Annotated in this window: 21 protein-coding genes and 1 pseudogene; 14 read left to right on the forward strand and 8 right to left on the reverse strand. The window is 60.2% G+C overall.

Annotated features, from left to right (window positions below; genetic code table 11):
* Nucleotides 1-169: 169 nt before the first annotated feature.
* Both msrP and CTR2_RS03490 read left to right on the forward strand, forming a co-directional pair.
* The gene (gene msrP, locus CTR2_RS03485; RefSeq protein ID WP_087085064.1) at nt 170-1,162 is read left to right on the forward strand and encodes a protein-methionine-sulfoxide reductase catalytic subunit MsrP; all 993 of its coding nucleotides are present in this window, start codon (nt 170-172) and stop codon (nt 1,160-1,162) included.
* Nucleotides 1,162-1,794, forward strand: coding sequence for a protein-methionine-sulfoxide reductase heme-binding subunit MsrQ (locus tag CTR2_RS03490; protein ID WP_087085063.1), 633 nt, complete (start codon nt 1,162-1,164; stop codon nt 1,792-1,794). Before msrP ends, CTR2_RS03490 begins: the two co-directional genes overlap by 1 nt.
* Here the strand turns inward: CTR2_RS03490 and CTR2_RS03495 are convergent.
* Both CTR2_RS03495 and lptM read right to left on the reverse strand, forming a co-directional pair.
* A complete protein-coding gene (locus CTR2_RS03495; RefSeq protein ID WP_087085062.1) occupies nt 1,758-2,585 on the reverse strand; it encodes an oxygen-binding di-iron domain-containing protein in 828 nt (275 codons plus the stop codon). The two genes, CTR2_RS03490 and CTR2_RS03495, sit on opposite strands and share 37 nt — an antisense overlap.
* A gap of 74 nt (nt 2,586-2,659) precedes the next feature.
* The gene (gene lptM / locus CTR2_RS03500) at nt 2,660-2,908 is read right to left on the reverse strand and encodes an LPS translocon maturation chaperone LptM (protein ID WP_087085061.1); all 249 of its coding nucleotides are present in this window, start codon (nt 2,906-2,908) and stop codon (nt 2,660-2,662) included.
* Nucleotides 2,909-2,920: 12 nt separating this feature from the next.
* Here lptM and cyaY point away from each other — a divergent pair, with 12 nt between their 5' ends.
* The gene (gene cyaY / locus CTR2_RS03505) at nt 2,921-3,262 is read left to right on the forward strand and encodes an iron donor protein CyaY (protein WP_087085060.1); all 342 of its coding nucleotides are present in this window, start codon (nt 2,921-2,923) and stop codon (nt 3,260-3,262) included.
* Between the two features lie 67 nt (nt 3,263-3,329).
* Here the strand turns inward: cyaY and CTR2_RS03510 are convergent, their stop codons facing one another.
* On the reverse strand, nt 3,330-5,660 hold the full coding sequence (locus tag CTR2_RS03510; RefSeq protein ID WP_087085059.1) for a penicillin-binding protein 1A: 2,331 nt from the start codon (nt 5,658-5,660) through the stop codon (nt 3,330-3,332).
* A 349-nt stretch (nt 5,661-6,009) separates the two neighbouring features.
* On the opposite strand from CTR2_RS03510, the pseudogene CTR2_RS03515 reads away from it, so the two are divergent.
* From CTR2_RS03515 to CTR2_RS03560, 10 genes and pseudogenes are all read left to right on the forward strand, one after another.
* Nucleotides 6,010-7,099 (forward strand): annotated as a pseudogene (locus CTR2_RS03515) (pilus assembly protein PilM).
* Nucleotides 7,096-7,707, forward strand: coding sequence for a PilN domain-containing protein (locus tag CTR2_RS03520; protein ID WP_087085058.1), 612 nt, complete (start codon nt 7,096-7,098; stop codon nt 7,705-7,707). Before CTR2_RS03515 ends, CTR2_RS03520 begins: the two are co-directional and overlap by 4 nt.
* The gene (locus CTR2_RS03525; RefSeq protein ID WP_087085057.1) at nt 7,707-8,381 is read left to right on the forward strand and encodes a type IV pilus inner membrane component PilO; all 675 of its coding nucleotides are present in this window, start codon (nt 7,707-7,709) and stop codon (nt 8,379-8,381) included. The genes CTR2_RS03520 and CTR2_RS03525 overlap by 1 nt, the downstream gene beginning before the upstream one ends.
* Nucleotides 8,378-8,929 carry a pilus assembly protein PilP gene (locus CTR2_RS03530; protein WP_087085056.1) on the forward strand — a complete coding sequence of 184 codons (552 nt, stop codon included), beginning with the start codon at nt 8,378-8,380 and terminating at the stop codon, nt 8,927-8,929. The genes CTR2_RS03525 and CTR2_RS03530 overlap by 4 nt, the downstream gene beginning before the upstream one ends.
* Nucleotides 8,926-11,037: a type IV pilus secretin PilQ gene (locus tag CTR2_RS03535; RefSeq protein ID WP_087085055.1), complete on the forward strand. Its 2,112-nt coding sequence runs from the start codon at nt 8,926-8,928 to the stop codon at nt 11,035-11,037. The genes CTR2_RS03530 and CTR2_RS03535 overlap by 4 nt, the downstream gene beginning before the upstream one ends.
* A 114-nt stretch (nt 11,038-11,151) precedes the next feature.
* A complete protein-coding gene (locus tag CTR2_RS03540) occupies nt 11,152-11,688 on the forward strand; it encodes a shikimate kinase (protein ID WP_087085054.1) in 537 nt (178 codons plus the stop codon).
* Between the two features lie 64 nt (nt 11,689-11,752).
* A complete protein-coding gene (gene aroB, locus CTR2_RS03545; protein WP_087085053.1) occupies nt 11,753-12,850 on the forward strand; it encodes a 3-dehydroquinate synthase in 1,098 nt (365 codons plus the stop codon).
* A gap of 85 nt (nt 12,851-12,935) precedes the next feature.
* Nucleotides 12,936-14,114 carry a deoxyguanosinetriphosphate triphosphohydrolase gene (locus CTR2_RS03550; protein ID WP_087085052.1) on the forward strand — a complete coding sequence of 393 codons (1,179 nt, stop codon included), beginning with the start codon at nt 12,936-12,938 and terminating at the stop codon, nt 14,112-14,114.
* Between the two features lie 155 nt (nt 14,115-14,269).
* Entirely contained in the window at nt 14,270-14,887 is a 618-nt protein-coding gene (locus tag CTR2_RS03555) for a DUF1415 domain-containing protein (RefSeq protein ID WP_087085051.1), read from the forward strand.
* Nucleotides 14,887-15,792 carry a class I SAM-dependent methyltransferase gene (locus CTR2_RS03560; RefSeq protein ID WP_087085050.1) on the forward strand — a complete coding sequence of 302 codons (906 nt, stop codon included), beginning with the start codon at nt 14,887-14,889 and terminating at the stop codon, nt 15,790-15,792. The genes CTR2_RS03555 and CTR2_RS03560 overlap by 1 nt, the downstream gene beginning before the upstream one ends.
* Before the next feature lie 42 nt (nt 15,793-15,834).
* Here the strand turns inward: CTR2_RS03560 and pgi are convergent, their stop codons facing one another.
* Entirely contained in the window at nt 15,835-17,439 is a 1,605-nt protein-coding gene (gene pgi, locus CTR2_RS03565; protein ID WP_087085049.1) for a glucose-6-phosphate isomerase, read from the reverse strand.
* Between the two features lie 12 nt (nt 17,440-17,451).
* Complete coding sequence (gene tal, locus CTR2_RS03570; RefSeq protein ID WP_087085252.1) at nt 17,452-18,417, reverse strand: transaldolase; 966 nt, start codon at nt 18,415-18,417, stop codon at nt 17,452-17,454.
* 244 nt (nt 18,418-18,661) lie between these two features.
* Between tal and CTR2_RS03575 the strand changes: the two genes are divergently transcribed.
* Nucleotides 18,662-19,507 carry an SIS domain-containing protein gene (locus CTR2_RS03575; RefSeq protein WP_003058703.1) on the forward strand — a complete coding sequence of 282 codons (846 nt, stop codon included), beginning with the start codon at nt 18,662-18,664 and terminating at the stop codon, nt 19,505-19,507.
* A gap of 255 nt (nt 19,508-19,762) precedes the next feature.
* Here CTR2_RS03575 and CTR2_RS03580 read toward each other — a convergent pair whose 3' ends face one another.
* The 3 genes from CTR2_RS03580 to pcaF form a co-directional block, all read right to left on the reverse strand.
* Nucleotides 19,763-20,500, reverse strand: a complete 738-nt coding sequence (locus tag CTR2_RS03580; RefSeq protein ID WP_087085048.1) for an SDR family oxidoreductase — start codon at nt 20,498-20,500, stop codon at nt 19,763-19,765.
* A 142-nt stretch (nt 20,501-20,642) separates the two neighbouring features.
* A complete protein-coding gene (locus CTR2_RS03585) occupies nt 20,643-21,638 on the reverse strand; it encodes a Bug family tripartite tricarboxylate transporter substrate binding protein (RefSeq protein WP_034381559.1) in 996 nt (331 codons plus the stop codon).
* Between the two features lie 164 nt (nt 21,639-21,802).
* Entirely contained in the window at nt 21,803-23,014 is a 1,212-nt protein-coding gene (gene pcaF, locus CTR2_RS03590; RefSeq protein WP_087085047.1) for a 3-oxoadipyl-CoA thiolase, read from the reverse strand.
* Nucleotides 23,015-23,062 lie beyond the last annotated feature (48 nt).

Raw genomic sequence — 23,062 nt, forward strand, 5'->3', positions numbered from 1 at the left:
CAGGAGCTGCTTGCGCTGATTGAATAAGGGTTTCAGGTTGAAAACACTATGAAACCCTTGATCATCAAGTGCAAGAAGCTCCTTTTTTATTGAGAAGTTTGGAGGAACTTTGCTGACGCAGTGGGCTTCCAAATCGCACTACTCTTGATCGTCGTTTGGGAGCATTCCTATGCTGATACGTCACCGCAACCAAGGCTTTGAACATCCACTGGCCAGCGAGATCACGCCGCAGGCTCAATACCGGCAGCGCCGGGACTTTCTGCAGACCCTGGCCATGGGGGCGGCGGGTGCGAGCCTGGCGGGCTGGGCCGGCCGTGACGCGCTGGCTGCGGCCGACCGCGTGCATCTGCCCGCCCTGAAGGGCGTGGCCAGCAAGGTGGCCGGCGCCATGACCGTGGAGGCGGCCACCAGCTATCAGGACGTGACCAGCTACAATAACTACTACGAGTTCGGTCTGGACAAGGACGAGCCTGCACGCAATGCGCACACGCTCAAGACCCGGCCCTGGACGGTGCGCATCGAAGGTCTGGTGCAGAAGCCGCAGACCCTGGACATCGACAGCCTGCTCAAGCTCGCGCCCATGGAGGAGCGCATCTACCGCCTGCGCTGCGTGGAGGGCTGGTCCATGGTCATCCCCTGGGTGGGCTACTCGCTGTCCGAGCTGCTTAGGAAAGTGCAGCCACTCGCCGGCGCCAGGTATGTGGAATTCGTCACCCTGGCCGACAAGGCCCAGATGCCAGGGCTCAGAAGCGGCGTGCTGGACTGGCCCTATACCGAAGGCTTGCGGCTGGATGAGGCCATGCACCCGCTGACGATGCTGGCTTTCGGCATGTATGGCGAGATTCTGCCCAACCAGAATGGTGCGCCGCTGCGTCTGGTCGTGCCCTGGAAATATGGTTTCAAGAGCGCCAAGTCGCTGGTGGCGATCCGTCTGACCGACAAGGAGCCCGGCACCGCCTGGAACAAGGCGGCACGCAACGAGTACGGCTTTTATTCCAATGTGAACCCCGAGGTCGATCATCCGCGCTGGAGCCAGGCCACCGAACGGCGCATCGGCGAGGGCGGGTTGTTCGCCAAGCGCCGCAAGACACTGCTGTTCAACGGCTATGGCGATCAGGTGGCGTCGCTGTATGCGGGCATGGACCTGAAGAAGTTCTACTGATGCAGGCCTGGTTGCTCAGGCCCTGGGTCAAGCCACTGGTCTTCACGCTGTGCCTGCTGCCTTGTGCATGGCTGTTCTATGCGGCGTTCACCGACGGGCTGGGGGCCAATCCGGCCGAAGCCCTGCTGCGCAGCACGGGCGACTGGACCCTGCGTTTTCTCTGCATCGTGCTGGCGGTGACGCCGCTGCGCCAGATCAGCGGCTGGAATCTGCTGGTGCGTTACCGGCGCATGCTGGGCCTGTACGTGTTCTTCTACGCCTGTCTGCACCTGCTTTGCTATGCCTGGTTCGACGTGGGGCTGGACTGGGGCGATATCGTGGCCGATATTCCCAAGCGTCCCTTTATCTTGGTAGGTTTCAGCACCTGGCTGCTGCTGCTGGTGCTGGCCGTCACCTCGCCAAAGTTCATGCTCAGGGCTCTGGGCGGCAGGCGCTGGCAATGGCTGCACCGTGCCGTCTATGTGGCGGTGCCTCTGGCTTTGCTGCATTTTTTCTGGATGCGCGCCGGCAAGAACAATTTTGCCGAGGTGGCCGTCTATGCGGCCATTCTCGGCAGCTTGCTTGGCTGGCGAGTGCTGCGTGCACTCAGAAGCAATCAACCGGCCACGGCGCGCAGCGGCGGACGTACTTGACGCGAGACCGGGTCGATCTCGGCTGAAGGCAGTTGGTAAGCGCGCTGGTCGAACAGGTCGATTCCGCATTGCAGGCCTTCGAGCCAGTTGAACAGGTCGCCAATCGCCTGTTTGCCCATGATGGGCGCGCCATGCTGGGGCACGATCATGTCTATGGGCAACTGCCGTGCCATCTGCACCCATAGCCTCAGAATCTTGTTGGAGACCATGTAGCGGCGGTGAAAGCCTTCCATGCGCGAGATATGGGGAGCGAGGTCGGTGACGGGCTTCTGCGCTTCTGCGCCGGTGGTCAGAGAAACGCCCAGGTCGCCCGTGAACAGAATTTTGCTGATCGGGTCGTAGAAGTGGAAGTTGCCCTCGGCATGCAGAAAATGCGCGGGCAGCAGCACCAGCTCGCTATGGCCCAGAGGCAGGCGCCCGCCCGAGTCAGGTACGCCGATGACGCGGTTTTCCGTCTTGCCCACCTTGGTGAAGTGCGGTGCAAAGCGCTCCCAGATGCGCGAGATGACCAGTTGTGCGCGCGTGCTGCTCATCCAGCGATCCAGCGAGGCAATGATGTCCGGGTCGGCGTGAGAGGCAATCAGATAGGCGAGCTTTTGCGGCGGGAAATGCCGCGACATGCCCATGAACAGCTCGTTGAAAGCCAGGTTGCCACCGGGATCAATGATGGCGCCCGTGCCGTTGTCCACGATCAGGAACTGGTTGGCCTGAATGGCCTGACCGTCCTCCTCGATGAGGTCGGTGAACATCAGACAGACGTGGTTTTTGTCGCGATAGAGCTCAATGGACATGGCAGTTTGTCAAAGGACAAGATGCCATCACTCTAGAGAGTAAGTCCGGGCGCCATGTTGATGTGCATCAAGCCTCAGGGCTTGGCATCGGTCTGGGGCATCTCGTCAGCCTCTATCGGCGTGGCTTTCGTTGCCGGTGTTGTTGCACTGGAAGGCTTGGTGGAAATGCCCAGCGTTTCGGGCAGCGTGGCGCGACCCTGCGCCGCAGGATCTGTAGGCAGATAGAGCGGGCCTTTTTGCCCGCAGGCGGAAAGTGCTGCCAGGGACGCCGCACAAGCCGCAAGGGCAATGCTCCTGACTAAAATTTGGTTGGCTTTCAACATGGGCAAATTGTAATGACTGACCTTGAATATCTGGATCGCGCCGACCAACTTCTGCTGGCTGTGGAGCAATGCTGCGATCGCATCGACGACGAAACCGATGCCGACCTTGATGCCCAGCGCGTGGGCGGCATGGTGACTTTGGTGTTTGCCAATCGCAGCCAGATTGTCATCAACCAGCAAAAGCCCCTGCATGAAATCTGGCTGGCGGCCAAGGCAGGCGGCTTTCACTATCGCTTTGACGAGGACAAGAAAGTCTGGCTGGACACCAAGGGTGCTGGCGAGTTCTTTGCCAATCTGACGCAATACGCGAGCGAGCAGTCAGGTATGGCGCTGGAGTTCAAGGCCCTGGCCTGAGTCTTCAGGGCGCTGGAATAAAAAAAGCCTGCCTCGACGAGAGGCAGGCTTTTTGCTTTGCGAGGGCTTAGTTTCTGAACAGGTCCAGAATGCGGCTGCGCTCCTCTGCGGCCGGCGGCTGGGTGGCACCCGGGCCTGCGTTGCCAGGATCGGAGGCACCTTCCATGCCGAGGCTGGAGACGCCGCCGTTGCGGGCGTTTTCTTCGTAATACCAGTCGCCGCCCATATTGACCACGCCGGGCGGGGTTTGCACTTCGGCCACCGGCACACCCTTGAGTGCGTGCTGCATGAAGCTGATCCAGATGGGCAGGCTCAGGCCGCCACCGGTTTCGCGCGAACCCAGGTTGCGCGGGGTGTCGTAGCCGATCCACGAGACTGCGGCAAGGCTGGGCTGGTAGCCGGCAAACCAGGCGTCCACCGAGTCATTGGTGGTGCCGGTCTTGCCATACAGGTCGGGGCGCTTGAGAGTGGCCTGCGCACGTGCAGCCGTGCCCACGCGTGCCACATCATTGAGCAGGGTGCCGGTGAGGAAGGCGTTGCGCTCGGGAATGGCCTGGGGCAGTTCCTTCACCGCCGGAGGGGTGAACTCGGAGAGGATGCGACCCTTGTGGTCTGTCACGCGGGCAATCAGCCAGGGGTTGATGCGGTGGCCGCCGTTGGCAAACACCGAATAGGCTCCCGCCATCTGCAGCGGCGTGACGGAGCCGGCGCCCAAAGCCATGGTCAGGTAGGCGGGCTGTTTGGCGGCTTCAAAGCCGAAGCGGGTCGCCCATTCCTGCCCGGTCTTGGGGCCGATGGCCTGCAGCAACCGGATGGAGATCATGTTCTTGGACTTGTTCAGGCCCGTACGCATGGTCATGGGGCCGTCGTAGCGGCCGTCGTAGTTCTTGGGCTCCCAGGGCTGACCACCGGTGGTTGCCGCACTGAAGAAGATCGGTGCGTCATTGATCATGGTGGAGGGCGAGAAGCCGTGCTCCAGCGCCGCCGAGTAGATGAATGGCTTGAAGCTGGAGCCGGGCTGGCGCCAGGCCTGGGTCACATGGTTGAACTTGTTCTTTTCGAAGTCGAAGCCACCGATCAGCGCGCGGATGGCACCGGTTTGCGTGGACATGGCCACAAAAGCGCCTTCGACTTCGGGCAGCTGGGTGATTTCCCAGGCACCCTTGGCGTTCTTGATGGCGCGGATCACGGCACCGGGGCGGATCTTGATATTGGGCGGTGCCTTGGGGCTGAGGCCGGATTCGGCGGGCTTGAGGTTGTCCCCCGTGATCTCGAAATGGGTACCGTCCGCACGGGCCGCGACAATCTTGCGCGGCGAGGCTTCCAGCACCACGGCCGCAACCACATCGCCGTTGTCGGGATGGTTGGCCAGGGCATCGTCGATGGCGTCTTCCAGCTCCTGTGCGTTGACTGGCAGAGTGATGAACTTCTCGGGGCCACGGTACTTCTGGCGGCGTTCGTAGTTCATGATGCCTTCGCGCAAAGCCTTGTAGGCAGCCTCTTGTTCACCGGCATTGAGAGTGGTGTAGACGTTCAGGCCGCGGGTATAGGCGTCGCTGCCGTATTGGGCAAAGATCAGTTGACGGGCCATTTCAGCCACGTACTCTGCATGTACACGGGTCGAATTGGCGGCAGTACGCAGCTTGAGCGGCTCTTCGCGGGCCTGCCTGGCCTGCTCTGCGGTGATGAAGCCGTTTTCCTCCATGCGCTCGATGATGTAGAGCTGGCGGATGCGAGCGCGCTTGGGGTTGCTGATCGGGTTGTAGGCCGATGGGGCCTTGGGCAGGCCGGCCAGCATGGCGGCTTCGGCCACCGTGATGTCCTTGAGCGGATGGCCGAAATAGGCTTCACAGGCTGCTGCAAAGCCATAGGCACGATTGCCAAGGAAAATCTGGTTCATGTAGATCTCGAGGATCTGCTCCTTGGTGAGCAAGTGCTCAAGCTTGAAGGTCAGCAGGATTTCGTAGATCTTGCGGGTATAGGTCTTCTCGGAAGAGAGGTAGACATTGCGTGCGACCTGCATGGTGATGGTGGAGGCGCCCTGGCTCTTTACCTTGCCCAGGTTGGCCAGCGCAGCACGCAGCATGCCCTTGTAGTCCACGCCGCCATGCTCGAAGAAGCGGGTGTCTTCGATGGCCAGCACGGCATCCGTCATGACCTTGGGGATCTCGTTGATGGGCGTCAGGGTGCGACGCTCCTCCCCAAATTCGCCCAGCAGAGCGCCTTCGCTGGAGTAGACCCGCAGCGGTAGCTTGGGGCGGTAGTCTGCAAGTTCGGAGACGTCTGGAAGATTGGGGTAAGCCATGGCCAGCGCCACGGCCACGGCCAGCAAAACGGCCAGGGCGGCGGCGACGGCAAGTCCGATCAGCCAGAAAATGGAACGCGGCAGCCAGTGCATGCGTTTTTTGGGAGTTTGAGACCCAGGCGCAGGTGCCTGGTGAGCAGAATGTTCTGATGGCGGCATTTCGCAGTATTGGCAAGGGGTAGGGCATTATAGAAATGCCGCCCGGAAAAGCATCGTGGCGGCCGGGTGGGGGCCGCGCTTTGATTGAATCCTAAATCACAGGGTAAGCACCAGTATGCGCAAGGGCTGAGGTTCTTGCGGTTTGACGTTACACAAGTTTGTCTTTTTTTGACCACGAAATACGGTGAAAAGCGCTGCAGCAAAGCATGTGCTGCTATAGCTTGCTGCTAGGATTCCGGGGTATTGCTGGCTTTTGTTTCCATTCTTACAAACCTGGGGGGGCATGTTGATTGCTCTGAGTTCTTTATTCAGCCGTCAGCCTGCACCTTTGCTTGGCATTGATGTCAGCTCCTCCAGCGTGAAGCTGGTCGAGCTGGCCAAAAGCAAATCCGGCGAGTGGCAACTGGAGCGTTGTGCGATTGAGCCTCTTGAAAAAGGCTGGATCACCGACGGCAATATTGAGAAATTTGATGAGGTGGCGGAGGCTGTGCGCCGCCTGGTCAAGAAAAGCGGAACGCGTACAAAGCAAGTGGCCATGGCGTTGCCAGCCGCTGCAGTGATTACGAAGAAGATCACCTTGCCAGCCGGCTTGACCGAACTGGAAATGGAAGTTCAGGTCGAGTCCGAAGCCAATCAATACATTCCGTTCTCGCTCGATGAGGTGAGCCTGGATTTCTGTGTCATAGGCCCGTCGCTGGTGTCGCCTGGCGATGTGGATGTGCTGATCGCTGCATCGCGCAAGGAAAAAGTGCAGGACCGCCAGGGCCTGGCCGAGGCTGCCGGTCTCAAGCCCATCGTCATCGATATCGAGCCCTATGCCGCCCGAATGGCGGCAACGCGTCTGGTGTCGCGTTTGCCCAATGCCGGGCGTGACGCCGTCGTGGCGCTATTCGAGGTGGGCGCAATGACTACCAGCATGCAGGTGCTTCGCAATGACGAGGTGCTGTATGAGCGTGATCAGGCCTTTGGCCTTTGGCGGTGCACAGCTTACCCAGTTGATTGCACGTCAGTACGGTTTTTCTCCGGAAGAGGCGGAGGCCAAGAAGCGCAGCGGCGAATTGCCGGACGACTACGCGGCTGGCGTGCTCAAGCCCTTCGTGCAAAGCCTGACCCAGGAAGTGGCGCGAGCGTTGCAGTTCTTCTTCACGAGTACTCCCTATAACCGCGTCGATCATGTTTTGCTGGCAGGTGGATCGTCGTCCTTGCCGGGGCTGGTGGATGCCGTCAGCCAGCAGACTGGATGTGCCTGCAGTCTTGCCAATCCCTTCGAAGGCATGGAAATTGGCAGCGGCGTGCGTCTGAAGAAGATGGCGCGTGAAGCGCCGTCCTATCTGACCTCTTGCGGTTTGGCCATGCGGAGGTTTCAAGAGTGATACTGATTAACCTTTTACCGCATCGCGAAGCGGCCAAGAAGCGCCGTAAAGAAGCGTTTCAGGTCAATATGGTGCTGGGCGCGCTGGGTGGACTGCTGATCGCAGCACTGATCTACTGGTACTTCCAGATGATGATCGAGGGCCAGCAGAACAAGAACAATCTGCTGCGCTCCGAAATCAAGGTCCTGGAGACACAGATCAAGGAAATCGAAGGCCTGGAGGCTGAAATTACTGCCCTGCGGGCACGCCAGAAGGCCGTCGAGGATCTGCAGTCCGACCGCAATCTGCCGGTGTACATGCTCAATGAGCTGGTCAAGCAACTGCCGGACGGTGTCTACATCAGCAGCATCAAGCAAGAAGGCCTGTCGGTGACCATGCAGGGAACTGCACAGTCGAACGAGCGTATTTCCGAGATGCTGCGCAATCTGACGGATGGCTCGCCCTGGTTCTCCAAGCCGGAGCTGATGGAAATTGTGGCCAAGACTGTTGATGTGACTGCCAAGGACAAGCGCCGTGCAGCTGCATTCACATTGCGCTTCAATCTGACCCGGGCCAGCGATGCAGAGAAAAATCTGCAAGCTGCAAGCTCCTCTGTGAAGGCGCAGTAATGGCAAAAAAGAAGAAATCTCTGGACATCGACTTCGCTGCGCTGCAAGAGAGAATTCAGCGCCAATTCCGGAATCTGGATCCGAATGACCCTTCAGTCTGGCCCGCCTTGCCAAAGGCACTGCTGTATGTTGCCGTTGCAGTCGTTGTCGCAGCCTTGCTGTGGTTCGTCGTTCTGAAGGATTACGAAGCAGAGCTCGACGCCGAGCGTGCGACCGAGGTGACTCTGCGTGAAGACTATTCCAAGAAAATGGTCAAGGCAGTGAGCCTGGAGGGCTTGAAGAAGCAGCGCGAGCAGGTGCAGCAGTATGTGACGCAGCTGGAAAAGCAACTGCCCAGCAAGGCGGAGATGGCAGCTCTGCTTTCCGATATCAACCAGGCCGGCTTGGGACGTAGTCTGCAGTTTGAAGTATTCCGCCCTGGCGCCATGGTGACCAAGGAGTACTACGCCGAGCTGCCAATCACCCTGAAGGTGACGGGGCGCTATCACGACATCGGTGCTTTTGCCTCGGATATCGCTTTTCTGTCGCGTATCGTGACCTTGAACAATCTGTCCATCGCCCCGGGCGGCAAGGACACGGATGTGCTGTCCATGGATGCTACGGCACGGACATTCCGCTATCTGGATGCGGACGAAGTCAAGGCGCAGCGCAACGCGGCCAAGGGGAAGAAATGAGCAGAGCATTCTTGAGCCCTGTCTGGCTGGTCCTGATGAGCAGTGCTTTGCTGTCGGCTTGCACCTCCTCCGAGGAGGAGCAACTGCGTGAGTGGTTGGCGCAGGAGCGTGCCAATGCCAGGCCTCGCGTGACGCCTCTGGAGGAGCCCAAGCCTTTCAAGCCCCAGGCCTATACAGGGGCTGATGGCATGGAACCCTTCAATCCGCTCAAGCTGATCCAGGTGCTGCGCAAGGAGTCTGCGCAATCCAACATCAGCACGGCGTTGCTCACGCCAGAGCTGAGTCGTCGCAAGGAGCCGCTGGAGGCCGAGCCGCTGGACACCATGACCATGGTGGGCAGTCTCGACAAAAAGAACGTGCCCACGGCCTTGGTCAAGGTCGGCGGCCTGCTCTATCAGGTACGTGTCGGTAACTATCTGGGGCAGAACTACGGAAAGATCACCAAGATTACGGAAAACTCCATCCAGCTAAGAGAAATTGTCCAGGATGGCGGTGGTGACTGGATTGAAAGAACAAGCACTTTGGAGTTGCAGGAGGTTGGCAAATGATGGGTATTAATCGCAGCACTATGGCGAAGGCCCGTTGGGGTCTGACCCTGAGCGGCCTTTTGCTTTCTTCGGCAGCTTGGGCGCAAGCCCGCATTGAGGCTGTTACAGGTGCTTTGCAGTCAGGCTCCGAGGTCATTCGCGTCGAGCTGTCCGAACCGCTGGCTGCAGACCCGACCGGATTCGTGGTTCAGTCTCCGGCGCGTATCGCTCTGGATTTTCCGGGTGTGAGCAATGGCTCAGGCAAGTCGTTGCTTGAATTCAATCAGGGCAATCTGCGTTCGGCAAATCTGGTGGAAGCATCGGGTCGCTCACGTCTGGTATTGAACCTGAAGACGGCCACGACCTATCGCTTGCAGCGCCAGGGCAAATCCTTGCTGATCTTGCTCGATCCCGCAGGTGCCGCGACAACCGCTGCAGCTGCGGCTCCTGTCATGGCTCCGGTGTTTGAGAACAAGACGGCAGCCTCTGATGCGGCTCCGATTCGCGGTATCGACTTTCGCCGTGGTAGCGATGGCTCCGGCCGGGTTGTAGTCAGCCTTGGCAGCAGCCAGGTGGGGGTGGATCTGAGGCAGGAGGGCAAGGGCCTGACAGTGGACTTTCTGCGCACTGCCCTGCCTGAAAATTTGCGCAAGAAGCTTGATGTGGGAGATTTCGGTACGCCTGTGCAAACGATATCGACCACTCAGCAAGGTGACCGAGTGCGCATGCGCATCGACCCGGTGGGTGACTGGGAGCACAGCGCCTACCAGAGCGACAGTCAGTTCGTGGTGGAAGTGCGCCAGAAAAAGGTCGACACCAGCAAGTTGACGCAAGGCCCGGGCTACAGCGGCGAAAAGCTGTCGCTCAATTTCCAGAATATTGAAGTGCGCTCTTTGCTGCAGGTCATTGCGGACTTCACCAACTTCAATATCGTCACCTCGGACACGGTGACAGGTGCCTTGACTCTGCGTCTCAAGGATGTGCCCTGGGACCAGGCGCTGCAGATCATCATGGATGCCAAAGGACTGGGCATGCGCAAGTCCGGCTCCGTGCTCTGGATCGCTCCCAAGGACGAGATCGATGCGCGCACCAAGCGTGACTACGAAGCGGCCATGGAGATTCAGAAGCTCGAGCCCTTGCGCACACAAGGCTTCCAGCTCAACTACGCCAAGGCCGCAGACATCCTGCAGCAGATCACGACCTCGACGGGCGGTGGCGGTGGTGGCGCCGGAGCCAGCACACGCTTCTTGTCCACGCGCGGCTCGGCTATTTCCGAGCCTCGCACCAACCAGCTGTTTGTGACCGACACGCCGACCAAGCTCGATGAAATGAAAGCCTTGTTGGTCAAGCTGGATGTGCCCGTGCGTCAGGTCATGATCGAGGCCCGCATTGTGGAGGCACGCGATACCTTTGGTCGTTCGCTGGGCGTGAAGTTCGGCGGAGGGGCTGTTGGCAGCAATGCATCCATGACATCGTCCCAGTTTCTGCCGGATGGCAATTCCGGAGCGACCCCCAAGTTTCCGAGCGGCAACTTTGTCAATTTGCCGGCCAGTGTTGCTGGTGTTAACACCGTGGGGCAGGTCGCTTTTTCGGTCTTCAATAGCTCGATGACGCGTTTCCTGTCCCTGGAGCTGTCCGCTCTGGAAGCTGAAGGCGACGGCAAGATCATCTCCAACCCCCGTCTGGTGACAGCAGACCAGAACAAGGCCTTGATCGAGCAAGGCACGGAGTATCCTTATTCCGTCACGGCGCCGAACGGCGCCACGACGATTGCGTTCAAGAAGGCCGTGCTGAAGCTCGAAGTGACACCGCAGATTACCCCTGAAGGCGACATCATTCTGGATCTGGATGTGAACAAGGACAGCCGCGGTGAGACCACGACTCAGGGCGTCGCCATTGATACCAAGCATGTCAAGACCCAGGTGCTGGTCGAGAATGGCGGCACGGTCGTGATCGGCGGCATCTTTGAGATGGAGGAGACCAATCAGCTCAACAAGGTACCGCTGTTCGGAGATCTGCCTGTGTTGGGGCACTTGTTCCGTAGCAACACCAAGGCCTCGAGCAAGCGTGAAATGCTGGTTTTCATCACTCCCAAGATGCTGAGTCAGGCGCGCAGCACCAGCAAATAGGCGTTATCCGTTTTTACATAGGGCCCGCATGATTTGATGCGGGCCTTTTCGTTTGTAATATCTGCGGCCTGCGAGAATCACGGACTGGCCGGATTGGCGGATGACGGTAACGCGATGACTGTTCTAAAGAAATTTCATATTGCTCTTGTGGGTTTGCCAGGCTCCGGCAAATCCACCATCGGACGCTATTTGGCCAAGCGTTGGTCCATGCCTTTTGTGGATGTGGACGTGGCTATCGAAGAGCATATCGGCTGCACGATTCGTGACTTTTTTGCCAAGGAAGGCGAGTCCAGATTCAGGGATGTAGAGCAGGAGGTCCTGGCCGCGCTGCTGGCACGCGTTGAAAAAACCGTGGTTGCCACAGGTGGCGGTGCCGTGCTTAAGGCTGAAAACCGGCAAGAGCTGGCCGAGCATGCACAGGTGGTCTATCTGAGTGCTTCGCCCCATGAAATTGCCAAGCGTCTGCAGCGAGACACGCAGCGCCCCTTGCTGCAGGTGGACAATCCTTTGCAGCGCTTGCTGGATTTGCATGCCATCAGGGATCCGCTCTACAAGGAGGTGGCGGATTTTGTGGTGGCAGGAAGCGGCCTGTCCGCGACTCAGGTGGCTCAGCGAGTGGCCATGCAGATTGAACTCGGTCAGCATTCCTGATTGCGCTGAAAAGCTTGTTGGTCAATACATTGCGTGTGGTTCCTGCTATGTATTTTGAGAGAGGTTGAACGTGGAAACAGTGCATATTGATCTGGGAGAGCGCAGCTATCCCATCGTGATTGCAGAGGGCTTGCTGGCCCAGAGCTCCACCTGGCAGGCATTGCCCAAGGCAGCGGCGGCTCTGGTCGTGACGAATGATGTCGTGGCCCCGCTTTATCTGTCTGCACTCAAGCAGGCTTTGAGCAGCCAGTACGCCCAGGTTCATGCGGTGGTGCTGCCCGATGGCGAAGCGCACAAGGACTGGCAGACGCTGAACCTGATTTTTGACGCCCTGCTGCAGCATGCTTGCGATCGCAAGACGGTGCTGTTTGCACTGGGCGGCGGCGTGGTGGGGGATATGACGGGTTTTGCGGCCGCTAGCTATATGCGCGGCGTGCCTTTTGTGCAGGTGCCGACCACGCTGCTGTCCCAGGTCGACTCTTCGGTGGGAGGCAAGACCGCCATCAACCACCCGCTGGGCAAGAACATGATTGGGGCCTTCTACCAGCCGCAGCTGGTGCTCTGCGATCTTGCTACGCTGGATACCCTGCCCGAGCGCGAGTTGAGCGCAGGTCTGGGGGAAATCATCAAATACGGCCCTATTGCCGATATGCAGTTCTTCGACTGGCTTGAGCAGAACATGGATGGCCTGCTGCGCCGTGATCGCGCGCTGCTCGCCCATGCCGTCAAGCGAAGTGTGGAGATCAAGGCCTGGGTCGTGGGGCAGGACGAGAAGGAAGCGGGTCTTCGCGCGATTCTCAATTTTGGTCATACCTTCGGTCATGCGATCGAGGCCGGCATGGGTTATGGCAACTGGCTGCACGGTGAAGGTGTGGCGGCAGGCATGGTGATGGCGGCGGAACTGTCCCAACGTCTTGGCCTGGTGGAGGCGAGCTTTGTCTCGCGTCTGCGCAAGCTGATTGAGCGAGCGGGCTTGCCGGTGCGCGCAGCGGTCATCGATGCCCTGGACAATGCTGGTCGCTATCTGGAGCTGATGCGGGTCGACAAGAAATCCGAAGCCGGTGAAATCCGCTTTGTGCTGATCGATGGTCCCGGCAAGGCGGTGATGAGGTCGGCACCCGACGCGCTGGTGCGTGAAGTGATCGACAGTTGCTGTGCTTGATGGCTGGCGCTATGTGAGCAGACCCTGAGGGGAGGCGAGTCCATAGCTGTTAGAGTCATTGCATCGAGTTGTTGAGGCGATTTGCATGACCGCTCTGGCTTCCTACGCCTGCCATCCCCAGCAAAGCCGCGGGCGTCGCTTTGCTGAGCCCCCCGCTCCCACGCGCAGCGACTTTCAGCGCGATCGGGATCGCATTGTTCACTCCTCAGCCTTCAGGCGACTGGTTTACAAGACCCAGGTCTTTGTGAACCATGAGGGTGATCTGTTCCGAACCCGGCTCACGCATTCTCTGGAAGTGGCGCAACTGGGGCGCTCCATCGCGCGTTCTTTGCGGCTGGATGAAGACCTGGTTGAAGCCATCTGTCTGGCGCATGATCTGGGGCACACGCCTTTTGGGCATGCGGGGCAGGATGCGCTCAATGAATGCATGAAGCCCCATGGCGGCTTTGAGCACAATCTGCAAAGCCTGCGTGTAGTGGACAGGTTGGAGGAGCGTTATCCTGCCTTTGACGGTCTGAACCTGACTTTTGAAACGCGCGAGGGAATTCTCAAGCATTGCTCGCTCAACAATGCGCAATTGCTGAATGCACGTGAGCCCGGCGGCGTGGCTCAGCGTTTTCTGGATGGCACTCAGCCTTCTCTGGAGGCGCAGCTATGCAATCTGGCGGATGCGATTGCCTATAACGCCCATGATGTGGACGACGGCGTTCGATCGGGTTTGATCACCATGGCCCAGCTGCGTGAAGCCGTGCCGTTGTTTGCCCGCTATTACGCCTCGACATTGGCGGATTGGCCCGATCTGGCTCTGCCGGATGCTCAGCGCAAGTTGCTCTATGAGAGCATTCGCCGCATGCTCAGTGACCAGGTCTATGACGTCATTCATCACTCACAGGCCGGTATTGAGCGGGCGGCTGTGCGCTCGGTGCAGGAGGTTCGCCAGCAAGGCCGGACGCTGATCGGTTTCAGCGAAGAGATGAAAGCGCAGTCCCTGGTGCTAAAGCAGTTCCTGTTCAGGCAGCTCTATCGGCACCCTCAAGTCATGCAGACCATGAACAGTGCCCAGCAAGTTGTGAAAGAGCTGTTTGCCGCTTATATGGTGGAGCCTGAACGCATGAAACCGCGCTTTGTTCAGCGTGCCCATATCGTCACTACCCTGCATGAACGAGCGCGAGTGGTGGCAGACTTTATTGCGGGTATGACGGATCGTTATGCGGCGCGCGAACATGAGCGCATCACCGGGCTTAGGCTGCTGGGCGAGGCCTGATGGAAGCTCGCCAACGGTCTTGCTGCCAGTGGCGAGCATGGCACAGGCCGGATCGCTAAAATAGCGGTTCTGTGTATCTAGAGCCGGAATATTTCCCGCCCAGTGCGCATTCTTTGGGGGCGATGGCCCCCGTTTGCATTTTGGAGGGCCCTGTCATGACCGAAACTTCAACCATCGCCGATCAGGCTTTCCCGCCGGAGCTTGTGATTGCGGATACCGTGCGCTGGCTGGAAAAGGCCGTGATAGGTCTCAACCTATGCCCTTTCGCCAAAGGCGTGCATGTCAAAGCTCAGATCCACTACGCCGTCAGCGATGCGACCGATGCGGAGGCTGTTGCCGAGGCTCTGCATCGCGAGCTTGAGGCTCTGGCTGAAGCCAACGCAGAAAAACGCGACACCACGCTGCTGATACTGCCCCATGCCCTGCAGGATTTTCTGGACTTCAATGACTTTCTTGAAATCGCGGATGCCATGATCGAGGAGCTGGATCTGGGCGGTATTTTGCAGGTCGCCTCGTTTCATCCTCAATTTCAGTTTGAGGGCACGGATGTGGACGACGTTACCAACTGCACCAATCGTGCTCCCTATCCCATATTGCACTTGCTGCGCGAAGACAGCATCGACAAGGCTGTGGAGGTGTTTCCGGAAGCCGAAACGATATACGAGCGCAATATGGAAACGCTGGAAAAGATCGGCATCGAAGGTTGGCTGGACCTGGATGTCGGGGCCCGCTGCCCCGTGACCGGCCATGGTCAGACGAAGGCAGAGAAGTGATGGGCAAGACCGATAAGAAGCAGAGCCTGCAAAAGCCCGCCAAAGCAGGGGCACCTGATATCGCCGAGCAACTGGGGCTCAAGCCCGGCCAGAGCCTTGAGCTGCTCAAGGCCCTGCATATTCTGACGCGCGAGGGAAAGCTCAACCAGGATTCGCGCCGCAAACTCAAGCAGGTCTATCACCTCTATCAGTTCATCGAGCCTTTGCTGACAGAGCTGTCCAAGGATGGGCATACCGTGACATTGGCTGACCATGGTGCGGGCAAGTCCTATCTGGGGTTCATTCTTTACGACCTGTATTTCAAGGCCTTGGCTCAGGGCCGGATTTTCGGTATCGAGACGCGTGCACCGCTGGTAGAGGCGTCTCAGAAGCTGGCGGCTGAACTTGGCTTCGAGCGCATGGAGTTTCTCAATATGTCGGTGGCCGAGTCCACGCGAGCAGACTTCATGCCTTCGCAGTTCGATGTGGTCACGGCCTTGCACGCCTGCGACACGGCGACCGATGATGCGATAGCCTTCGGGCTGGAAAAGCAGGCCAGGGCCATGGTGCTGGTGCCTTGCTGCCAGGCCGAGGTGGCGGCATGCCTGCGCCAGACCAAGGCCATGAGCCTGGCGCGCACTCCGCTGGCCGAGTTGTGGCGTCACCCGATCCACACGCGCGAGATGGGAAGTCAGATTACCAATGTGCTGCGCTGTCTGTACCTGGAGGCTTGCGGCTACCAGGTCACGGTCACCGAGCTGGTGGGCTGGGAACACAGCATGAAAAACGAATTGATCGTGGCCCGGTACACGGGGCAGAAAAAGCGCAGTGCGGCGCAACGCCTGCGTCAGCTGCTCGCCGAGTTTGGACTGGAAGGCCTGGCTGGCGTGCGCTATCCCCATTTGCCGGAAACCAGCGCGGTCTGAGCAGGCTTGAAGCATGAGCGCTGCCGGGCCCTGCTTGTGTGCTCAGTGACCTTCCATCAGGCGCTTCATCAGCTCCTGCGTTGACGCATCCACTCCTGCCCAGTCATTGTGGTTCTGGCGGGAATGCAGCTGCTTTGCCAGCTTCTTGCCCAGTTCCACACCCCACTGGTCGAAGCTGTTGATGTCCCAGATGGCGCCAGAGACAAAAATGCGATGTTCATACAGCGCAATCAAGGCGCCCAAAGAGGCTGGATCCAGTCTTTCAAGCATCAAGAAACTGCTTGGGCGATTGCCGGGGCAGTCTTTCTCCAGACCTTCTCCACAGCGCCCCACCATCAGCGCCTGGGCCTGGGCAATCGCGTTGACCACCAGGCTTTGATGGTGCTCGCCCAGGTATTTGCCTCCGTCGCGCAGGGCGATGAATTCGACCGGTATGACATCGCGTCCCTGATGCAGCATCTGGAAAAAAGCATGCTGCCCATTGGTGCCGGGCTCGCCCCAGATCACCGGTGCCGTGGGAGCTGAGAGCCGAGTGCCATTCTTGTTGGTGCTTTTGCCATTGCTCTCCATCTCCAGCTGCTGCAGATAGGCCGTCAGGCGGCGCAGGCCATGGCTGTATGGGGCGATGCAGCGGCTGGAGAAGTGGCAGAAATTGCGATACCAGACGTCCAGCAGGCCCAGGCGCACAGGGAGATTGTTCTCCATGGGCGCCGTGAAAAAGTGGGCGTCCATCGCATGAGCGCCGTTCAGCAGAGCCCTGAACTGTTCTGAACCTATGGCGATGGCGATAGGCAAGCCGATGGCGGACCACAGCGAAAAGCGTCCACCCACCCAGTCCCAGAAGCCAAGCGTGCGCTGTATGCCGAACTCTGCAGCCGCCTGTGTATTGGTGGTGAGGGCCACGAAGTGGCGGTCGATCGAGCATGGGGCCTGCGGATCTGCGCTGCCCCCATGATCGAGAAACCACTGCCTGGCCGAGCGAGCATTCAGCATGGTCTCGGCCGTGGTGAAGGATTTGGAGGCAATCAGAAACAGCGTGCTTTCCGGTTTGACCCGGCGCAGCACATGTCCCAACTCGTGACCGTCCACGTTGGATACAAAGTGAAAGTTCTTGTCCTGGTCTATCCAGTCCTCAAGGGCATTGACCACGACTTCCGGACCCAGGTGCGAGCCGCCGATGCCGATATTGACGATATCGGTGATCTGCTTGCTGCTCCTGATCTGATCGGCCAGGGCGAGCATGCTATCCAGTGTGTCGTGAACTTCACGCAGCGCCGAATGCATGTCCTGGGGCCAGGACCGAAGCACGGAGGACTGGGCGAGCTGCCCGCCGTCTGCAGGAGTGCGCAGCAGCCAGTGCATCGCGCTGCGATGCTCGCTGGTATTGATGGCTGCGCCGGCCAGCATGGCATCGCGTTTGCGAGCGAGCTGGCTCTCGGCCGCAAGCTGTCTCAGTAAGGCCTCGGTCTCGCTAGTCCAGAGGTTCTTCGACAGATCGGCGAAGACATGCGGTGCCTGCATGCTCAGGGCATCAAGACGTTGTGGGTCTTGTGCAAAAGCCTGGCGCAAATCCAGATGCTGGATCTGCGACCGGTAATGGGTTTGCAAAGCCTGCCAGGCAGGCAGCTCGTGACAAAGAGGCGTCAAAGGAAATTTCCGTCAATCTGCAGCCGCTTGCTGCATCAATGCTTCCAGCTTCAGGGTGTCTGCGGTGAAAGCGCGAATGCCCTCGGCCAGCTTTTCGGTGGCCATGGCATCTTCGTTCAGCGCAAAGCGAAACGAGGCCTGGTCATACAGAACGCGTTCCTGCGGCTGGGCTCTGGCCTTGTTCGGGTCCAGGGCGCGGGCCAAAGGCATGACGTCGTCCTGCTGTGTGCGGAGCTGAGCCAGCAGCTCAGGTGCAATGGTAAGCAGATCGCAGCCCGCCAGAGCCAGAATCTGGCCGGTATTACGAAAGCTTGCACCCATGACCTCGGTGGAAACATCGAAGTGCTTGTAATAGTCGTAGATTTTCTGTACGGAGCGCACGCCTGGATCATTGGCGCCGGCCATGGCGGCCTCATCCCATTGCGTGCCGGCTTGTTTCTTGTACCAGTCGTAGATGCGGCCCACAAAGGGCGAGATCAGCTGGACCTTGGCCTGGCCGCAGGCAACCGCCTGGCAGAAGGAGAACAGCAGCGTCAGATTGGTGTGAATGCCGCGCTGCTCGAGAATGCGAGCCGCTTCAATTCCTTCCCAGGTGGCGGCGATCTTGATGAGCACGCGCTCGGTGTGGATGCCGGCGGCCTGATACAGCTCGATCAGTCGCTCGGCGCGCGTGACCGTGGCCACGGTGTCGAAAGACAGGCGGGCATCAACCTCGGTGGAGACACGACCAGGTATGGTGCTCAGAATCTCGCAGCCGAAGCGCACCAGCGTCCGGTCCATGATTTCGTCCAGCCCTCTGTCTTTGAATTGCGCCACGGTGGCGCGCATCAGCGGCGCATATTCGGTCTTTTGAACCGCTTTGAGAATCAGGGATGGATTGGTGGTGGCATCTTGCGGTTGAAACTGCGCCAATTGATGAAAATCACCGGTGTCCGCGACCACGGTCGTGAATTGCTTGAGCGCCTCCAACTGATTCATGTCCATCCTTTGCTGTGTTTCAAACTAACCAGCAAGTGTAGAGCGTGAATTCCTGATTGAGAATGAGCTTGCAGATACTCTGTTTGATGATGTATCAAGGCAAACCCTGCTGAATATGCGCGCTCGCCTATTTATTTGCGGAAATATTCAAGTTTTGCGGCCATTTTGCGAGGCATGAGGCGCTTCGGTCTTATGCTCGCTTTTTTCTGCACTCATTCATTGCCTCCACCTCATCCGCGCCAATATGCTTGATCGGATTACTGCCTCCCTTCCGTCCCTGGCGCCTGCAGAGCAGCGTGTTGCACGCCTGGTACTGGCCGATCCACGGGCCTTCGCGCATCTGCCGGTGCGAGAGCTGGCAGTGCGGGCACATGTCAGCAAACCCACGGTGGTGCGCTTTTGCCGCAGCATGGGCTATGACGGCCTGGCGGACTTCAAGCTCAAGCTCGCGGGCAGCGTCAGCGAAGGCGTGCCCTTCATCCATCGCAGTGTGGACAGCGATGACAAGACCAGCGATGTCATGGTCAAGGTGGTGGACAACGCGGTTGCCGCTTTTCTGCAGTACCGCAATGCAGCCAGCACGGCGGCCATAGAGCAGGCTGCGCAGGCGATTGCAGCGACCTGGCAGACGGGCAAGCGCATCGAGTTTTACGGCGCCGGGAACTCGGGCATCGTGGCGCTGGATGCCCAGCACAAGTTTTTCCGCCTCGGTGTGACCAGTCTGGCCACCAGCGATGGCCATATGCAGGTCATGAGCGCCACCTTGCTGGGGCCGGGCGATTGCGTGGTCATCATCTCGAACTCCGGGCGCACGCGAGATCTGATGGATGCGGCGGATATCGCCCGCAAGAACGGGGCCACCACGATAGCCATCACGGCCAGCGGCTCCCCTTTGGCCTCGGCTTGCCAGGTGCACCTGGCGGCCGATCATCCCGAAGGGTACGACCGCTACAGCCCCATGGTCTCGCGGCTGCTGCACCTGCTCATCATTGATGTGCTGGCGACCTGTGTGGCTTTGCGCATCGGGCCGGCACTTCAGCCGGCGCTGGAGCAGATGAAGAACAATCTGCGCGCCAAGCGCTATACCTGAGGGTCTGCAAAGGCGCGGCCTGTGCGCGTCGAAATGCCAGGCAAGAGGGCTCTCTTATTGAGAGCTTCTGTCGCTTCTCCATAAATGTTTTCAAGCATAAAACACATTGAAATCATTATGGGGAAGGTGCTTTCAGCTATCAGAATTAAGAAAGCATCCAGATCCCGCTAGCTTGCAGGGGGCGCGCCAGACGAGGGTGATGCATCTGCGGCTTGGGGACTTGGCTTGCCCGTGCAACAGCTCGTATCGAGCCGCTTACACCGAGGCGACGCCCACGGTCATGCCGCCGCAGACATAGAGCACCTGCCCGGTCACAAAGCCACTGCGCTCGTCGAGCATGTAGGACACGGCATGGGCCACATCCTCGGGAGTGCCCACCCGCTTGACGGGTACGGAAGCGATGATCTTCTGCGTGCGCGGAGCGTCGGGCGGATTGGCCTTGTCGAACAGCTCGGTGCGTATCGGGCCGGGGCCGATGGCGTTGGCCGTGATGCCCCATTGGCCCAGCTCCAGCGCCCAGACGCGGGTCATGCCGATCAGACCGGCCTTGGTGGCCGCATAGGCTGTGCGCAAGTCCTTGCCCAGCGCGGCACGCGAGGACATATTGACGATGCGCCCGAACCCCGCTTGCTTCATGCCGGGCAGCAGGGCCTGCATGCACTGGAAGGCGCAGCGCAGGTTCAGCGAGACGGCCAGGTCGAACTCGGCCAGGGTCTGCGAGGCGGCGTCGTTGGGGACGACCACGCCCACGTTGTTGATCAGGCGCGTGATGGGGCCTGTTTCCAGAGCCTGACGCAGGGCGCGGGCCGTGTCCTCGACATCGCTGAGGTCGGCCTGTATGCCGCCGGGAACGTGATCGACCACACGGTCGATGATGATGGGCTCGTAGCCGTCGGCGCGGCAGCGCTCGGCAGCGGCGGCGCCGATGCCGGCTCCGCCACCGGTGATCAACACGCGAGGGCGGTCAGTAAGGGAGGCGCTCTGGGAAGACATGGCAATAACTTTCAGACGGAAAACGGGGCGGTTGCGATAGGCGTGGGTCCGGGGCAGTCAGGGCAACAGCAACCACCGGCATGCGCCGGCAGTGCCGGTTCTGGAGCCGGGGGCGGCCGGGACAGGCCGGCACCTGAGGGGGTCAGACGCTGGCGCCGGAGTCCTTGACGACCTTGCCCCACTTCTTGGCTTCGGCGTCGATGAACTTGGCAAAGCCTTCCTGGGTGTCGATCACGACTTCGCCGCCCTGGTCGTTGATCTTCTTGATCACGGCGGGATCTTTGAGCACCTTGGCAATGGCGGCATGCAGCTTTTGCTGGATGTCGGCCGGTGTCTTGACAGGCACGAAGAGACCGAACCAGGAAGTGGCTTCATAGCCGGGCACGCCGGCTTCGGCCACCGTGGGCACATCGGGCAGCTCGGGCGAGCGCTTGGCCGTGGTCACGGCGATGGGGCGCAGCTTGCCCGAGCGCACATGCTGGATGGCCGAGGGCATGTTGTCGAACATGATGGCGATCTGGTTGCCCAGCAGATCGGTGATGGCCGGCGCGCTGCCCTTGTAGGGCACATGCACCATGTCCAGATGGGTCATGGACTTGAACAGCTCGCCCGACAGGTGAATGGAGCTGCCCGAGCCCGAGGAGCCGAAATTCAGCTTGCCGGGATTGGCCTTGGCGTAGGCCATCATTTCCTTGACGGTCTTGAAGGGCTGGCTGGGGTGGGCCACCAGCAGATTGGGCACATTGGCGACGCGGGTCAGCGGAGCAAAGTCCTTGACCGGATCGAAAGGCATCTTCTTGTACAGGGCTTCGTTGATGGCGTGCGTGCCCACCGTTCCCATGAACAGGGTGTAGCCGTCACCGGCCGCCCGTGCGGCCGCCTGGCCGCCGATATTGCCGCCCGCGCCGGGACGGTTGTCGATGATGATGCTCTGGCCCAGTTCGGTGCTCAGAGCCTGACCCACCACGCGCGCCAGGATGTCGGTCGTGCCGCCGGCCGAGAAGGGCACGATCATGGTGATGGGCTTGCTGGGATAGGGCGTCTGGGCCATGGAGGGAGCAGCGCCCAGAGCGAACAGGGCGCTTGCTGCCAGGGTCTGCAGGCTGCGGCGGCGAGACAGGGAAAGGGAATTGGACATTGAGGTCTCCGGAAAAAGGCAAGACACCGCCGGCCAAAGGCCGGGGCGCGGGCTGCCGCGGTGGCACACCTCCGAGAGAAGGTGCACGCCAGCGGTCGTTGTTTGGGTGTAAGAGGCAGGGGGCGGCAGCAGGCTGGGCTTGGCCGGTCCCTGCCGCAGTCGGATCAGACGCGTTCGAGCACCACGGCAATGCCCTGGCCCACGCCGATGCACATGGTGCACAGCGCATAGCGGCCACCCAGGGCATGCAGCTGGTTCACGGCCGTGGTGGCAAGACGAGCGCCCGACGCACCCAGGGGATGGCCCAGGGCGATGGCACCGCCCCACTGGTTGACGCGGCGGTCGTCGTCGGCAATGCCCAGATCGCGCAGCACGGCCAGGCCTTGTGCGGCAAAGGCTTCGTTGAGCTCGATGACATCCATCTGCTCAAGAGTCAGCCCGGTCTGGGCCAGCACCTTGCGCACGGCGGGAGCCGGACCAAAGCCCATGATGCGCGGCGCGACGCCGGCCACGGCCATGCCGACCACACGGGCACGCGGCACCAGGCCGTACTGCTTGGCGGCTTCCTCGTTGGCCAGCAGCAGGGCGCAGGCACCGTCGTTGACGCCGCTGGCGTTGCCGGCCGTGACCGTGCCGTCAGGGCGTACCACGCCCTTGAGTCTGGCCAGGGCCTCGATGGTGGTGGCGCGGGGGTGCTCATCCTGGCTGACGACGATGGGGTCGCCCTTTTTCTGGGCGATGGAGACGGGCACGATCTCGCGTGCCAGATGGCCGGCGGCAATCGCGGCCGCGGCCTTTTCCTGGCTGGCCAGGGCCATGCGGTCCTGGGCTTCGCGTTCGATCCCGAAGTCGTCGGCCACGTTTTCGGCGGTCTCGGGCATGGAGTCCACGCCGTACTGGGCTTTCATCAGCTTGTTGACAAAGCGCCAGCCGATGGTGGTGTCGTAGACGGCATTGCTGCGGCTGAAGGCGGACTCGGCCTTGGGCATGACGAAGGGCGCGCGGCTCATGCTCTCCACGCCGCCGGCGATCATCAGGCGTGCTTCACTGGACTTGATGGCACGCGCGGCCGTGCCGACAGCGTCCAGGCCCGAGCCGCACAGGCGGTTGATGGTGGCGCCCGGTACATCGATCGGCAGGCCGGCCAGCAGCGACGACATGCGCGCCACGTTGCGGTTGTCCTCGCCGGCTTGGTTGGCGCAGCCGTAGAGCACATCGGCCACGGCGGTCCAGTCCACGTCGGGGTTGCGCTGCATCAGCGCCTTGATGGGCAGGGCGCCCAGATCATCGGTGCGCACGCTGGACAGCGCGCCGCCGTAGCGACCGAAGGGGGTGCGGATGGCGTCGCAGATAAAGGCTTGGTTCTGGTTGCTCATGACATGTCTCCGTTATAAAAATTGAGCTTGGGGTCTAGGCCGGGTTGG

The organism is Comamonas thiooxydans, from assembly GCF_002157685.2.
GTDB lineage: Bacteria > Pseudomonadota > Gammaproteobacteria > Burkholderiales > Burkholderiaceae_C > Comamonas > Comamonas testosteroni_H.